At 55.6% G+C, this 14,502-nt stretch carries 11 protein-coding genes; 7 read left to right on the top strand and 4 right to left on the bottom strand.

Going from position 1 to position 14,502, the window contains the following annotated elements; all coding sequences use genetic code 11:
- Window positions 1–88 precede the first annotated feature (88 nt).
- The gene (gene rarD / locus HMPREF2796_RS08545) at window positions 89–988 is read right to left on the bottom strand and encodes an EamA family transporter RarD (RefSeq protein ID WP_070632872.1); all 900 of its coding nucleotides are present in this window, start codon (window positions 986–988) and stop codon (window positions 89–91) included.
- Window positions 989–1,101: 113 nt separating this feature from the next.
- Between rarD and HMPREF2796_RS10860 the strand changes: the two genes are divergently transcribed.
- Window positions 1,102–1,949, top strand: a protein-coding gene (locus HMPREF2796_RS10860) for an IS630 family transposase (RefSeq protein ID WP_141749189.1) whose coding sequence is annotated in 2 segments (ribosomal slippage) — window positions 1,102–1,417 and window positions 1,417–1,949 — 849 coding nt in all. Because the reading frame shifts where the segments join, the coding sequence is not laid out codon by codon here.
- 210 nt (window positions 1,950–2,159) lie between these two features.
- Here HMPREF2796_RS10860 and HMPREF2796_RS08535 read toward each other — a convergent pair.
- Together HMPREF2796_RS08535 and HMPREF2796_RS08530 are read right to left on the bottom strand one after the other, a co-directional pair.
- The gene (locus tag HMPREF2796_RS08535) at window positions 2,160–3,350 is read right to left on the bottom strand and encodes a PilT/PilU family type 4a pilus ATPase (protein WP_223417339.1); all 1,191 of its coding nucleotides are present in this window, start codon (window positions 3,348–3,350) and stop codon (window positions 2,160–2,162) included.
- 528 nt (window positions 3,351–3,878) lie between these two features.
- A complete protein-coding gene (locus HMPREF2796_RS08530; RefSeq protein ID WP_070632868.1) occupies window positions 3,879–4,919 on the bottom strand; it encodes a type IV pilus twitching motility protein PilT in 1,041 nt (346 codons plus the stop codon).
- Between the two features lie 280 nt (window positions 4,920–5,199).
- Here HMPREF2796_RS08530 and HMPREF2796_RS08525 point away from each other — a divergent pair, with 280 nt between their 5' ends.
- From HMPREF2796_RS08525 to thiD, 4 genes are all read left to right on the top strand, one after another.
- Window positions 5,200–6,591 (top strand): DHA2 family efflux MFS transporter permease subunit, encoded by a 1,392-nt coding sequence (locus tag HMPREF2796_RS08525; RefSeq protein WP_083308684.1) that lies wholly within the window; start codon window positions 5,200–5,202, stop codon window positions 6,589–6,591.
- Between the two features lie 39 nt (window positions 6,592–6,630).
- A complete protein-coding gene (greB, locus tag HMPREF2796_RS08520; RefSeq protein WP_070632865.1) occupies window positions 6,631–7,122 on the top strand; it encodes a transcription elongation factor GreB in 492 nt (163 codons plus the stop codon).
- Window positions 7,123–7,784: 662 nt separating this feature from the next.
- Window positions 7,785–8,585 (top strand): hydroxyethylthiazole kinase, encoded by an 801-nt coding sequence (thiM, locus tag HMPREF2796_RS08515; RefSeq protein ID WP_070632862.1) that lies wholly within the window; start codon window positions 7,785–7,787, stop codon window positions 8,583–8,585.
- 22 nt (window positions 8,586–8,607) lie between these two features.
- Window positions 8,608–9,423 (top strand): bifunctional hydroxymethylpyrimidine kinase/phosphomethylpyrimidine kinase, encoded by an 816-nt coding sequence (gene thiD / locus HMPREF2796_RS08510; protein ID WP_070632860.1) that lies wholly within the window; start codon window positions 8,608–8,610, stop codon window positions 9,421–9,423.
- 337 nt (window positions 9,424–9,760) lie between these two features.
- Here thiD and HMPREF2796_RS08505 read toward each other — a convergent pair whose 3' ends face one another.
- Window positions 9,761–11,662: a bifunctional chorismate-binding protein/class IV aminotransferase gene (locus HMPREF2796_RS08505; protein WP_070632858.1), complete on the bottom strand. Its 1,902-nt coding sequence runs from the start codon at window positions 11,660–11,662 to the stop codon at window positions 9,761–9,763.
- Between the two features lie 320 nt (window positions 11,663–11,982).
- Between HMPREF2796_RS08505 and HMPREF2796_RS08500 the strand changes: the two genes are divergently transcribed.
- Window positions 11,983–12,969, top strand: a complete 987-nt coding sequence (locus HMPREF2796_RS08500) for a putative transporter (RefSeq protein ID WP_070632857.1) — start codon at window positions 11,983–11,985, stop codon at window positions 12,967–12,969.
- 185 nt (window positions 12,970–13,154) lie between these two features.
- A complete protein-coding gene (gene sstT, locus HMPREF2796_RS08495; protein WP_083308683.1) occupies window positions 13,155–14,414 on the top strand; it encodes a serine/threonine transporter SstT in 1,260 nt (419 codons plus the stop codon).
- Window positions 14,415–14,502: the final 88 nt, after the last annotated feature.

Below are 14,502 nucleotides of genomic sequence, written 5' to 3'. Positions count from 1 at the left end.
AAGGCTACCTGAAAGATTTCAGGTAGCCTTTTATAGTGGGTGGACAAACCAAGACAGTGCTGGCTTGCCTTACCGTATTGATCAGCTTTCAGGTAGCCTGCTTTTTACGTGCGCCCCACACAAACAGCGCCACACCCGCCCATACCCACAGATAACCGGCGAACTGCATACGGCTGAACGGCTCGTGAAAGGCGGTGAGTCCGAGTAGGAATTGCAGGCTGGGCGAGAGGTATTGCAGTATGCCGATGGTGGTGAGTCGGATGCGTTGCGCGGCGGCGGCAAACAGCAGCAGCGGAATCATGGTGGCGGCACCGCTGCCGATGACGATGGCCAGGGGCAAGGGCGGCAGTTGGGCGAAGACCAGGCTGCCGTGCCAATAATGCCAGCCCAGATACAGGAGGGCAAAGGGCAGCAGCATCAGGGTTTCCAGCGTGAAGCCGGGCAGGGCGGGCAGCGGGGCGAGTTTGCGCAACAGGCCGTAGATGCTCCAGCTCACGCCGAGGCCCAGTGCAATCCAAGGCATCTGCCCGCCCCATGCGGAAAGCCATACCACGCCCACGATGGCCAAAAGAATCGCGCCGATTTGCAGCGGGCGCAGGGCTTCGCGCAGAAACAGGCGGCCGCAGAAGATGCTGGCGAGTGGTGCGATGAAGTAGCCCAGGCTGGCTTGCAATACCTGCCGTTGGGTGATGGCGGCCAAATAGAGCAGCCAGTTTGTTGCCAATAAGGTGGAACAGATGGCGAAGGCGGTGAGGGTTTGGCGGCTTTTGACGGCTTGTACGAGCTGGGTGCGGGCGGAAGGTGAGCAGGCTACCGTGCCGATAGCGAGCAGCGATGCCCATACGATACGGTGTGCCATCAGTTGCCCAGCGCTGATGGGCTGGCCGACTAGGGGCAGCCAGTAGAGCGGGAAAAAGCCCCAAATCAGGTAGCAGCCGATGACGCAGTAGAGGCCGCGGCGGTATTCGGTGGAGTGGGTGGTATTCATGATGTGTTGGCGGATGGTGTAGAGGCTACCTGAAAGTTTTGGTTACAAGGGTGGACGTAGTTATAGTCAATTAAAAACAAAATAGTACAATACTCAACTTTGAAGGTCTGACCATGGCATATTCTGCGGACTTAAGAAACAAAGCTTTAAACTATTACGAACAATGCAAAAACATCAGCCAAACCGCAGTAACGTTTCACTTGTCAAGAAACACGCTTTACCTGTGGATTCGCCTTAAAAAACAAACAGGCAGCCTAAAACATCAAGTTACCGGTCTAAATGCCGTCAAATTGGATAGGCAAAAACTGGCTCAATATATTGGGCAACACCCGGATGCCTATCTGCATGAAATCGCCAAACATTTTGATTGTACGGCAGCCACTGTTTGCTATGCTCTCAAACAGGTGGGGATGACGCGCAAAAAAAGGCCACCACTTACAAAGAACAAGACCCGGCCAAAGTAACGCATTATTTGACACAGCTGGCCGAATTTTCCGACTATCAACGTGTTTATTTGGATGAAACAGGATTTGACCGCTACCTGTTCCGTCCCTATGCCCGCAGCCTGAAAGGGCAAATAGTGAAAGCGCAGATAAGTGGAAAAAGATACCAACGCTTATCTCTGATGTCCGCACAAGTCGGCAACCGGCTGATTGCTCCGATGGTTTATCAAAATACGATGACCGGAGTCTTTTTTGAAGCGTGGTTTCAGCAATGCCTACTGCCCGCATTGACTCAAAAATCGGTGATTATTTTGGATAATGCACGATTTCACCGTATGGGTGTCTTACGGGAAATAGCGGAAAAATTGGGACAGAAGGTATTGCCTCTTGCACCTTATTCACCTGAGCTCAACCCGATTGAGAAGGTATGGGCAAATATTAAGCGGTATCTGCAAACCGTATTGTCTGATTACGCCCGATTTGACGATGCGATACTGTCCTATTTCGTTTTTAATTGACTATAAATGATTGTATTTTTTAAGTATGGGTGCACGCTGCTGTGCTATTTGTACTCATCAACTCGCCATCTGGTGTGAAATAGTAGGTATTTAGTGAGAAAAGGCAAGGTATTAAGACAGTCTGCTTATTGATATGAAAACGGTAGAGGCTACCTGAAAATCCGTCTGGTGTTTTTCAGGTAGCCTCTATCAGCCTCTGGTTTAGGCTGCTTACATCAGGTTCAAATCGTTTACGCGTTCGAAGATATGCGTGCTTTCGCGGCCTTCTTCGTAGAGCTTGATGCGCAGGCGCAAGTCGTTGGCAGATTCGGCCTGGCGCAGGGCTTCGTCGTAGTCGATTTCGTTGTTGATGTAGAGGCGGAACAAGTCTTGGTCGAAGGTTTGCATGCCGTCGTCCTCGGCGCGTTCCATCAGTTCACGAGCCTCAAGCAGCTGGTTTTTGAACACGTGGTCCTGCATCGCGGGAGTGTTGATCAGCAAGTCGATGATGGCATTTCGGCCTTTGCCGCCTTTTTTCAGCACCAAACGCTGGCCGATAATGGCCACCAAGTTCAACGCCAAGTCCATCAGAATTTGCGGATGACGCTCTTCCGGATACAAGTTCATAATACGCTCAACGGTTTGGCTGGCGTTGGTGGCGTGGATGGTGAAGAAACATAAGTGACCGGTTTGCGCCAATTGCAGGGCATATTCCATGGAATGTTCGTTACGCACCTCACCCACGCAGACTACGTCGGGTGCCTGACGCATGGCGCTTTGTACGGCCGCGCCCCAGCTGTGGGTGTCGAGGCCGACTTCGCGTTGGGTGATGATGCTCTTGATCGGGCTGTGGATATACTCGATCGGGTCTTCGATGGTTACTATGTGGCCGGCAGAGTGTTTGTTACGCCAGTCGAGCATCGCGGCCTGCGAAGTGGATTTACCGGAACCGGTGGGGCCGGCCAGAATAATCAGGCCGCGCTTGCGCATGGAAAGCTCTTTGAGCACTTGCGGCAGGCGGAGGTCGTCGATGGTGAGGATGTTGGTGGTGATGCGGCGCATTACCAAGCCGATGCGGCCTTGTTCATGGTAGGCATTCACACGGAAACGGATACCGTTTTGCGATTGCAGGGAGTAGTTCAGCTCCCACTCTACCGGGAATTTGGCTTTTTGTTCGTCGTTGAAGGTGGAGTAAACGATTTGTGCGGCTTCGTCTTCAGTGAGCGGTTTTACCGGAATCGGTACCAGCGTGCCGTCGATTTTGAACGAAGGCGGGAAGTTGCTGCTGATGAAGATATCAGAAGCATTGCGTTTGAGCGATTCATCAGCCATTTTTTCCAGTAGCGGGTGCAGTTTGGCACGCTCACGGGTTAAGTGCTGGTTTGGCCCATGACCGACAGGCTGTGCTGGCGCGGCATGCAGCGGCGGATGATTAGGCGCAGCTGGTGCGGGTCTGGCAGCAGGCTGTTGCGGGGCTGCTTGGTGTTGTGGAGTGGGCTGCGGTTGGGGTTGCGCTTGTGCAGGTGCGGGTTGCTGCGGAGCAGGCTGAGCCGGTTTGGCCGGAGCCTGCATCGGCTGGGCAGCATTGGGTGCGAGAGCCGCGGCGTATTTGGATTTGAGTTGCGGCTGCGGCTGTGCTGCTTGTTGTTGCACCGGTTGAGCGGGCTGGGTAGGCGGCGTAATGGGCTGCGCCACGAAACCAGGCTCAATCAATTCTGGTTCGCCGAATACGCTTTTGGGCAAATCGGGCAGCGGCGGAATCTCGAGCGTGCCGGCAGCCAGCTGGCTTTCCACGGCGGCTAAATCGCCATTCGGCATCATGGCAGAGGAAACGGGGGTAGGCTCAGGCGGCATATCGCCACCCTGGTTGGCCATTTCGGAGAGCAGCTCGGCCAAGTTTTGTTTGTGCTGATCGTTTGACATGATGTTTTCCCTTGTACGATTGTCGGTTTAGACGAGTTGGTCGGGGTTCTGCGCTTTGGCACGGGCGGCATCGATGCTGATGATGCCACGTTTGAGTAGTGCCTGCAGGGATTGGTCGAGCGTCTGCATACCATGCGCCTGACCAGTTTGCAGGGCAGAACCGATTTGGGCGATTTTGTTTTCGCGGATCAGGTTACGCACGGCGGCGGTAGAAATCAGGATTTCGTGCGCGGCCACGCGGCCTTTACCGTCTTTGGTTTTGAGCAGGGTTTGTGAAATCACGGCGCGCAGTGATTCGGAAAGCATGGAGCGCACCATCTCTTTTTCGCCGGCGGGGAACACGTCGATAATACGGTCCACGGTTTTGGCGGCACCGGTGGTATGCAAGGTGGCGAATACCAAGTGGCCGGTTTCGGCAGCGGTGAGCGCCAAGCCGATAGTTTCCGGGTCACGCATCTCACCCACCAGGATGATATCCGGGTCTTCACGCAATGCGGAGCGCAGGGCGTTGGCGAAGCTGTGGGTGTGTTGGTGCAGTTCGCGTTGGTTTACCAGACACTGCTTACTTTCGTGTACAAACTCGATCGGGTCTTCGATGGTGAGGATGTGGTGATGATGGTTTTCGTTGATGTAGTTGATCATCGCCGCCAGGGTGGTGGATTTACCGGAACCGGTAGGGCCGGTTACCAGCACCAAGCCGCGCGGTTGGTCGGAGATTTTTTGGAATACTTTGGGCGCGTTCAACTCTTCCAGCGTGAGCACTTTGCTGGGAATGGTACGGAACACGGCAGCCGGACCGCGTTCGGTGTTGAATGCATTCACACGGAAACGGGCAATGTTGGGCAGTTCGAAGGAAAAGTCGGTTTCCAGCCGTTGTTGGTAGTCTTTACGCTGGTGGTCGTTCATGATGGAAGCGATCATGTTGCCCACTTCTTCGGCGCTCATTTCCGGCAGGTTGATGCGGCGCACGTCGCCGTGCACGCGGATCATCGGCGGCAGGCCGGCAGAGAGGTGCAAGTCGGATGCTTTGTTTTTCACGCTGAACGCGAGTAGGTCGGTAATCTGCATGGCGTTTGAAACTCCCTTTTCAGTAAATTTTTTTGCAGTTTTGCTAAAAACAGTTCATTGTAAATACAGATGGCGGGATAAATAAAGGAAAACTTGTATTTTCATGTAAAATTGGCGGTTATCTGAAACAGGATACAGGGTTTTGGCATGTTTCTGGCTATTGGTCGGGATGATGCCCAGTCAGCCAGAGGCTACCTGAAAATCCATTCCGTTTATTTTTCAGGTAGCCTCTTGCAATCTACCGGCCAATCAAACGCCATTCCAAACGCCCTTTCTTATCATGATGACCCCGCAACAAAAAGGCCTGGCCTGGACGGCGGCGATGGCGCTGTTTATGCAGTCGCTGGACGCCACTATTTTGAATACCGCGCTGCCGGTGATGTCGGCAAGCCTGCACGAATCGCCGCTGCAGATGGAGCTGGCCATCATCAGCTATGCGCTTACCGTAGCCGCGCTGATTCCACTCTCGGGCTGGCTGGCCGATCGGCTGGGTACACTTAACGTGTTCCGGCTGGCAGTGGCGGTGTTTGTGCTCGGTTCGGTGGCCTGTGCCGCCTCGCCTACTTTAAACTGGCTGGTGCTGGCACGGATTTTGCAGGGCGTGGGTGGCGCGCTGATGATGCCGGTGGCGCGGTTGGCGATTATCCGCACCGTGCCCAAATCGGAATTGGTGGCGGCGTGGAATTTAATGTCGATGACCGGTCTCATCGGCCCCATCGTCGGGCCGATTTTAGGCGGTTGGATGGCGGTAAACCTGTCTTGGCACTGGATTTTCTTTATCAATATCCCCATCGGCCTGCTTGGCATTGCCGTTGCCGGCCGCTATATGCCCAATGTGCGCACCGATACGCAACCATTAGATTGGCAAGGATTCTTGCTGTTTGCCGGCGGCCTGGTGGGGGTTACCTACGGGCTGGAGCTGGCAGCGGAAAACCTGCGCAACGGCAGCCACTCCTTATTGATAATCGGGCTGGGTGCGGCGGCCATGTGGTTGTATGCCGTGTATGCACGGCGTGCTAAAAATCCACTGCTGCCGCTTTCGCTGTTCCGGGTGCATACTTTCAGCATCGGGCTGGCAGCGAACCTGATGTTCCGCGTGCTCTCTTCCGGCATTCCCTTCCTGGTGCCGCTGATGCTTCAGGTAGCCTTCGGCTACAATGCCGAAATGGCGGGCTGGATGCTCGCGCCGGTGGCGTTAAGCTCGATTTTGATGAAACCGTTTACTGCGCCGATTCTGGTGCGTTTTGGCTATAAAAGCACGCTCTTGGGCGTGGCCGTAGCCATGTCGGCCGTGGTGGCCGCGCTGTCGCTGCTCGATTCGCACAGCTCGATAACGTTTTATATGCTGCTGGCCACCTGTTTCGGCCTGTGCCAATCCCTGATGTTCACCGCCATCAACACCCTTACCATCGGCGATTTGTCGAACGAAGAAGCCAGCGCGGGCTCGACCATGCTCAGCGTGGTGCAGCAGGTGGGCATCGGCATCGGCATTGCCGTGGCCGCCGTGATTTTGGGCGCATACCGTGCCGCCGTGGGCGAAACCGGCGCGCTGCTGGAACAGGCCTTCAGTTACACCTACCTGTCGCTGGCTACCTTCGGCCTAGTGCTGCTGTGGCTGCTGGCCAAACTGCATGCCGGCGACGGCGGGCATTTAAACCGTAAGGCTACCTGAAACCTTCATCCGCACATTTGAACAGATTTGAAAGCCATCATGAGCAATACCACCCCCAACTACCTTACCCCCGTCGGCTGGCAGGCATTGAAAGACGAGCTCTATCAGCTGGTGAACAAAGAGCGCCCCGAAATCGTGCAAATCGTCAACTGGGCCGCCTCCAACGGCGACCGCAGCGAAAACGGCGACTATCTCTACGGCAAGCGCCGCATGCGCGAAATCGACCGTCGCATCCGTTTCCTCACCAAACGGCTGGAAGCGGCGCAAGTGGTCGACCCCGAAACCCGCGAAGCCACCGACCAAATCTTTTTCGGCGCCACTGTGGAACTGCTGCGCGGCAACGGCGAAGAGCAAACCGTGCGCATCGTGGGCGTGGACGAAATCGACACCGCCCGCCACAAAATTTCCTGGACTTCCCCACTCGCCCGCGCCTTGCTCAAAGCCCGCGAAGGCGATGAAATTGTGTTCCACGGGCCGGAAGGTAGGGAAGAAATCGAAGTTTTGTCTGTAGCTTATGTGAAGATAGAGTAGGGATCGGATATATCGTATGGGGAAAGGCTACCTGAAAGTTTTCAGGTAGCCTTTTGCTGCCGTAAAGCGGTGTTGCCATGCTTAAACAACATCCGCTTTTAGCCGGCCTGATGCAGAGATGACGGCCATACTTGGATAGCGTGCCGACAGGTATAAAATTTATTCCTACAAGGTTGCAGGCTACCTGAAATTTAGCGGATTGACTGAAACGAAATGATGGAATAGTTTCAGGTAGCCTTTCACCATGTTGCAGGCTATAATCTGCCGCCATTAGTCGGGGTGCCGCAGAGGCGGCTGAGAAAATACCCGTTGTACCTGATACAGCTAGGGGCTGCCGGCAATTACTGGCTCCACGTCTTTTCGCTCCCAAAGCAGCATCTTCTGCGTTGGCAATCCTCGCAAGGGGTCTAACCTTACTGTGGTTTCTACCTTGAGTCTGCCGCTTTGGGAACAAAAATCCGCTTGGAAAAGTAATTGCCAACAGCCTCAATACTGGCGTAGGAAACTATGTAGGCGGCTAGGCATCAAACAGTACAGTTGATGCTACCTGAAAGCACAGCTGAAGAGTCCGCCATATTCTCTTGATACAACACCATTTCTCGCCCGATCCAACAGCGGGCTTTTTTCTTGCCCGTTCCGCCAATCACTAGGAATAAAGTAATATGGAAATCAAATATCTGGATCAGGTCCGTGCCCGTAATCCGCTGGTGCACAACATTACCAACATCGTGGCGGCCAATTTCTCGGCCAACGGCCTGCTGGCGATTGGTGCGTCGCCGATTATGGCCGATAGCGTGGATGAAATGGCGGAGCTGGCGGCGGTTAGCTCGGCAGTAGTATTGAACATTGGTACGCTGAATAAGCAAAAGGTGGAAGCCATGCTGGTGGCGGGCAAATCGGCCAACCGCGCGGGTGTGCCGGTGGTGCTTGATCCGGTGGGCGCAGGCTTTACCCAACTGCGGCGCGAAACTACGGCGCAGCTGTTGGCCGAAATCCGGTTCGCTGCCGTGCGCGGCAATGCGGGCGAAATGGCGCATATTGCCGGGGTGGAATGGCATGCCAAAGGCGTGGATGCGGGCAGCGGTTCGGCCGATTTGCACGGCATCGCCCAACGCATCGCGCAGCAATACGGCTGCGTTGCCGCCATCAGCGGCGAAACCGACTATGTTTCCAACGGCAGCCGCACCGCCAAGCTGAATAACGGCACGCCGCTGTTCCCCAAAGTTACCGCGTCCGGCTGCCTGTTGAGCACGATAGCGGGCGCATTTGCCGCCGTGGCTGCGCAGGAAGACTATCTGCACGCTGTGGCCGAAGCCTGCACCGTGTATGCCGTGGCGGGCGAATTGGCGGCGCAGGGCTTGCAGCCTGCGCAGAGCGGCTCGTTCGCATGGAAGCTGATCGACAGCCTGGTCGCCGTATCGGCACAAGAAGTGGCGGCGCGCGCGAAAGTGGAATGGATTTAATGGTTTAATCAGGAGAGAATAAATGACGCAAATTGCACAAGCCCTTACCATCGCCGGTTCAGACAGCGGCGGCGGCGCCGGCATTCAGGCCGATTTGAAAACCTTTCAAATGCGAGGCGTGTACGGCATGAGCGTGCTGGCGGCAGTAACCGCGCAAAACACGCTTGGCGTGCAGGCCATCCACGGCGTGCCGCTCGATATTATTTGCGCGCAAATCGATTCCATTGCTGCGGACTTTCAGGTAGCCGCTTTTAAAATCGGCATGCTCGGCACGGCCGAAGTGATTGAATGCGTAGCGGAAAAGCTGGAAGGTAAACCGTTTGGCCGGCTGGTGCTCGATCCGGTGATGGTGGCCAAGGGCGGTGCGCCGCTGTTGCAGCAAAACGCCGTCTCCGCGCTCAAACGGCATTTGCTGCCGCTGGCCGACGTGCTCACGCCCAACCTGCCCGAAGCCGAAGCACTCACCGGCATCGATATCCAAACCGATGCCGACGCCGAACGCGCCGCCCGCATCTTGCAGGAAACCGGTGTGCAAACCGTGGTGATTAAAGGCGGCCACAGCGGCGGATCGCAAAGCGAAATCTGCCGCGACTGGGTGTTTATGCCGGATGGGCAGTTCACCTTGGAAAGCCCACGCTTCCCCACGCCGCACACCCACGGCACCGGCTGCACCTTCTCCGCCTGCCTCACCGCCGAGCTGGCCAAAGACGAAAGCGTAGAAGCGGCCATCCGCACCGCCAAACAGTGCATCACCGCCGCCATTTCTCAGCCCATCAACATCGGCCACGGCCACGGGCCGGTAAACCATTGGGCGATGCGCGCAGAATGCGGAAAATAAGCAGACAGCTTGGCTGTATGCAAAAGGCTACCTGAAAAGCTTTGGCTTGGTTGAAATCGATGTTTCAGGTAGCCTTTTCCATTGCAGGCGTGCAGGGTGTGTGCGGTACGCACGCACGCGGCTTGAAATAGCGGGCAACGGCGTGCGTGTCTACGGCACACATTCTACTCATGTGTTTATTTCTATGGTTGGCTATATACCCGCCCGCTATCTCGCTTCAGGCTACCTGAAAACGGGTTTCTGATTTTCAGGTAGCCTTTGCCTGTATGGCCGGAAGGCTACCTGAAACTCGATGTGCTGAAACAAATGACTTGGAGCAAGATGCCAAGCCGTTTGTTTATTGTGCCAAATCCGCCTCAAACACGCCCCTCAAGGCGTTGGAGAGGCGGATTTCTTCGGCGTGTTCCAGCATGTCGCGGGTGATGTGCGTTTCGAGGACTGCGTTTGCGCCCAAGTAGGTTTGCGGTTGTTTCAACACGGCTTGGCGCATGACGCCGTTTAGGATGTCCAAATCCAGAGACGGGGTGAGCCATTGCCCTTGATATTTGACGAACACGTTGCTTCTACCGCCTTCGAGCAGGAGGCCGTCTGAATTGAAAAACAGGCTGTCGAACGCGCCTTGTGTTTCGGCGGTTTGCCACGCTTGGTCGAAGAGGGCGCGGCGGGTGGTTTTGAAGCGGCGCAGGTAGTCGCGGCGCGGGAGGGGGTGCGGGGCGGGGATGACGCGCTGCGGGGTGGGCAGATCGGTGGTGGCGGCATGGCTGAGGATGAGGTCGTCTGAAACGAGTTCGGCTTTCAGGCGGAAGAGGCCGTCGGGCAGTTTGGCGATGTATTGTCGGATTCGGGTTTCGCAGTCATCGGGCAGGGGCAGGTTGAGGGCTTGGGCGGATGTTTTTAGACGGCCTAAATGCAGGTCGAGCAGGCGGCATTGTCTGTTTTCCACGCGCATGGTTTCGAAGATGCCGAAGGCGGGGCGCAATTCGTTGAGGAAACGGGCTTTCCAGCCGCATTCCCGATATTCGGCGGCGGGGTCGCTGTCGATGACGATGCCGGAACCGACGCCGTACACCCCTTGATATAGTGGATTAACTTTAAACCGGTACGGCGTTGGCTCGCCTTGCCGTACTATCTGTACTGTCTGCGGCTTCGTCGCCTTGTCCTGATTTAAATTTAATCCACTATCTAGGTCGTCTGAAACTGAGTTAGAAACGGGTTTGAGCAACAAGGTGCGGATAACGACGTTGAATATGCCTTCAAACCCCAGTCCGCCCGCGCAGGGTTTCAGGTAGCCGATGCTGCCGGTGTACAGGCTGCGCGGTTCGGCTTCGAGCGATTCGATAATCTGCATGCTCATGCGTTTGGGTGCGCCGGTGATACTGCCGCAGGGGAAGGCGGCGCGGAGGATGTCGGCGGCGCTAATGTGCGGCAGGGCTTGGGCTTGGATGGTGCTGGTCATCTGCCAGACGCTGCCGAAACGGGATACTTTAAACGGCTCGGGTACGCATACTTTGCCGGTTTGGGCGATTTTGCCGAGGTCGTTGCGAAGCAAATCGACAATCATCACGTTTTCGGCGCGGTTTTTCGGGTCGGCTTGCAACTCGGCGGCGCGGCGTTCGTCTTGACCGTCGCCCAAAATCGGCGCGGTGCCTTTCATCGGCTCGGTGCTGATGGTGCCGTCCGAACCGATTTTGAGGAAGAGTTCGGGCGAGAAACACAGCGTCCACGCGGATTGCCCTGCCGCATCAGGCAGGTGGGACAAGACGGCATAGGGGACGGGTTGGCGCAGGCGGCGGTAGAGGCTGACGGGATTGCCGTAGGCTTGCAGGTGCAGGCGGGTGGTGTAGTTGATTTGATAGGTGTCGCCGCGCCGGATGGCTTCGTGGATTTGGCGGATGTGGTCGAGGTAATCGGCTTCGGATACGGAGGATTGCGGCGTGGAAATGCCGGCGGGGAGGTCGTCTGAATTTTGGGCAAGCCAGCTTTCGGCATCGATGTCGGCGCAGTCGGCAAACCAGTGCAGGGCAAGATTGCCGCCGCGTTCGGATTCAATCCCCATCAGCGGCAAACCGAATTCGTAGTCTGCAAACAACACAGCATGCAGCCCTTTTTGCCAGCCCTTTTGCAGCGTATCGTTTAGCGAATCCAGTTCGTTATGATGGAAAAGGCGGCTTTCCACATGATTTTGATAGAGTTTTGCGCGGCCGCTCACGGCATCGTCAAACAGGGCGAAATAGGACATGGCTGGAATCGGCAAGATGTGAACGGGCGGATTATACGCGTTTTGATGGCTGGGGTTTGGGCTACCTGAAAAATGGATCTGGGTCTTGAACTTGGTCGCCGCCCTCGCTTTCAGGTAGCCTTTATCCATCTGTGGCAGGCTACCTGAAACCGCTTCATTATCATCCAAACAAGGCTATAGTGGATTAAAATTGCAATGATACGGCGTTGCCAACGCCCTTATGTACTACCCGTACACGGCGGGCGTTGCCGCCTTGTCTCATTTTTATTTTAATCCACTATATAATCGCGGCTTTGTTTGCGAATAAAGGGAGGCGGGCGATGTTCCGCAGTTTTTTCCTCAACCGGCGCTGGCTGCGCTGGTCTTTGGCCGGTTCGCTGCTGATTTTGGCAGCCACTTGGTATCGGGTACAGCTGAATGTGCAGATTAACGATTGGTTCGGAACGTTTTACGATTCGGTGCAAAAAATGCTGGAAAAGCCGGGCTCGGTGAGTCTGGATGAGTTCAACCGCCAGGTGTTCACCTTCGCCCGCATTGCGGCGGTGTATATTCTGGTGGTGGTGATCAGCGGCTTCGTTAACAAGCATTATGTGTTCCGCTGGCGCTCGGCGATGACGGAATACTACATGCGCCACTGGCCGCTGCTGCGCGGGATTGAGGGCGCGGCGCAGCGGATTCAGGAAGACACCATGCGCTTTGCCACGATTATGGAATCTCTGGGCGAGAGCGGCCTGCGGGCGGTGCTCACGCTGGTGGCGTTTTTGCCGATTTTGTGGAAGCTGAGCGAGCCGATTACGGAATTGCCTCTGGTGGGGCATGTGGATCATTCGCTGGTATATGTGGCCATTTTGGCGGCAATCTTGGGCACGGTGGTGCTGATGGGGGTGGGCTGCAAGCTGCCGGGGCTGGAGTTTGACAACCAAAAGGTGGAGGCGGCCTACCGCAAGGAATTGGTGCTGGGCGAAGACGATGCGGCACGGGCGGATTCGTTTACGCTCACCGGGCTGTTCAAAAACGTGCGCCGCAATTATTTCCGCCTGTATTGGCATTATCTTTATTTCGATGTGGCGCGCTATTCGTATTTGCAGTTTTCGGTGGTGCTGCCTTATTTGGCTATGGGGCCGGCCTTGGTGGCCGGAGCGGTGGCGCTGGGCGTGATGCAGCAGATTGTGCGGGCGTTCGGGCAGGTGCTGGAGGCTTTTCAATTTCTGGTGCGCTCATGGCCGACGATTGTGGAGCTGATGTCGATTTACAAGCGCTTGAAGGGCTTTGAACACAATATTGTGGCGGCGCAGGCGGAAAGTTGATGCTGCACGCTGCAAGCGGAGAAAGGCTACCTGAAACTGTTTTCAGGTAGCCTGCTTATTCCTAACCATAGAATTTTTGATTATATAAACAGTAACAAAAAGTATTTCTGGCAGCTTTCCTCTTCTTCTATCATACGAAAGAAATTTAGGGTTCACTGCCCTTAAGCAAATGGAAGGAGAGAAAAATGTCTTTAGAACTGAAACGGCTTTTGCCCAAATGGGGCTTGGCTTCGCAAATTACCTTTGCTTTTTTCGGCGCCGTTGCGCTGGGTTTGCTGGTGCGTTTTGCCGGCGGCAGCAGTGTGGTGGCGTCGGCAGGCAATCTGTTGGGCTCGCTGTTTGTGGGTGCGCTCAAGGCGATTGCGCCGCTGCTGGTGTTCACGCTGGTGGTGTCGGCCGTGGCACAACACCGCAAGGGGATGAGTTCGAATATCCGGCCGGTGATTGTGCTGTATGTGGTGGGCATGGCGGTGGCGGCATTGCTGGCGGTGGCAGTAAGCTTTGCATTCCCGTCTTTTGTGCCGCTCAACGGGGTGGATGTGGCGGATAAGCCGATTCCGAACGGGTTTGGCGAGGTGCTGCAAAACCTGCTGCTCAAAATCGTTACCAATCCGGTGCAAGCCTTGGCAGATGCCAACTACATCGGCATTTTGGCTTGGGCCTTGGTGTTGGGCTTGGCTTTGCGCGCTGCCGACGAGCCTACGCGCAATTTTCTGAGAAACATTTCCGATGCGGTAAACAAGGTGATGTATTGGATTATCCGCCTTGCCCCCATCGGCATTTTCGGGCTGACGCTGCATGCGTTTGTGAGCACCGGCTTGGAAAATCTGGCGGCCTATCTGCATGTGCTGCTGGCGATTGTGGGCGCGATGGCGTTTATGGCGCTGGTGCTGAATCCGCTGATTGTGTTTTTTGCAATCCGCAAAAATCCGTATCCGCTGGTGTGGACTTGCCTGAAAGAGAGCGGGTTGATTGCTTTCGTTATCCGCAGCTCGGTGGCCAATATTCCGGTCAACCTGAATTTGTGCAAAAAGCTGGGGCTGGATGAGGAAACCTATGCTGTAACCATCCCGCTGGGTGCCACCATGAATATGGAAGGTGCATCGATTACCATCACTATCCTGACGCTGGCCGCAGTGCATACATTGGGCATCCCTGTGGATTTCATCACGGCTTTTTTACTGGTGATTATTGCCGTTATCGGCGCATGCGGGGCTTCCGGCATTCCCGGCGGGGCGCTGCCGTTGGTGCCGATGGCATGCAGCTTGTTTAATATCAGCAACGATGTGGCGATGCAGATGGTTACCATCGGGCTGATTATCAGCGTGGTGCAAGACCCATGCGGCACGCTGCTCAATTCTTCCACCGACGTGGTGTTTACCGCCGCTGCCGATCCGGTGTATCGGCATAGAGAAGTGGCGGGGCAGGTGGAAACGGCGGCTTAAGTTTTCCGCTGTGGCAAACCAACTTATAGTGAATTAACAAAAATCAGGACAAGGCAACGAGCCGCAGACAGTACAGATAGTACGGCAA

It is taken from the genome of Eikenella sp. HMSC071B05 (assembly GCF_001811325.1).
Classification (GTDB): Bacteria; Pseudomonadota; Gammaproteobacteria; order Burkholderiales; family Neisseriaceae; genus Eikenella; species Eikenella corrodens.
Note: the sequence above shows the minus strand (reverse complement) of the source record. Positions and strands in the feature narration are given on the sequence as shown.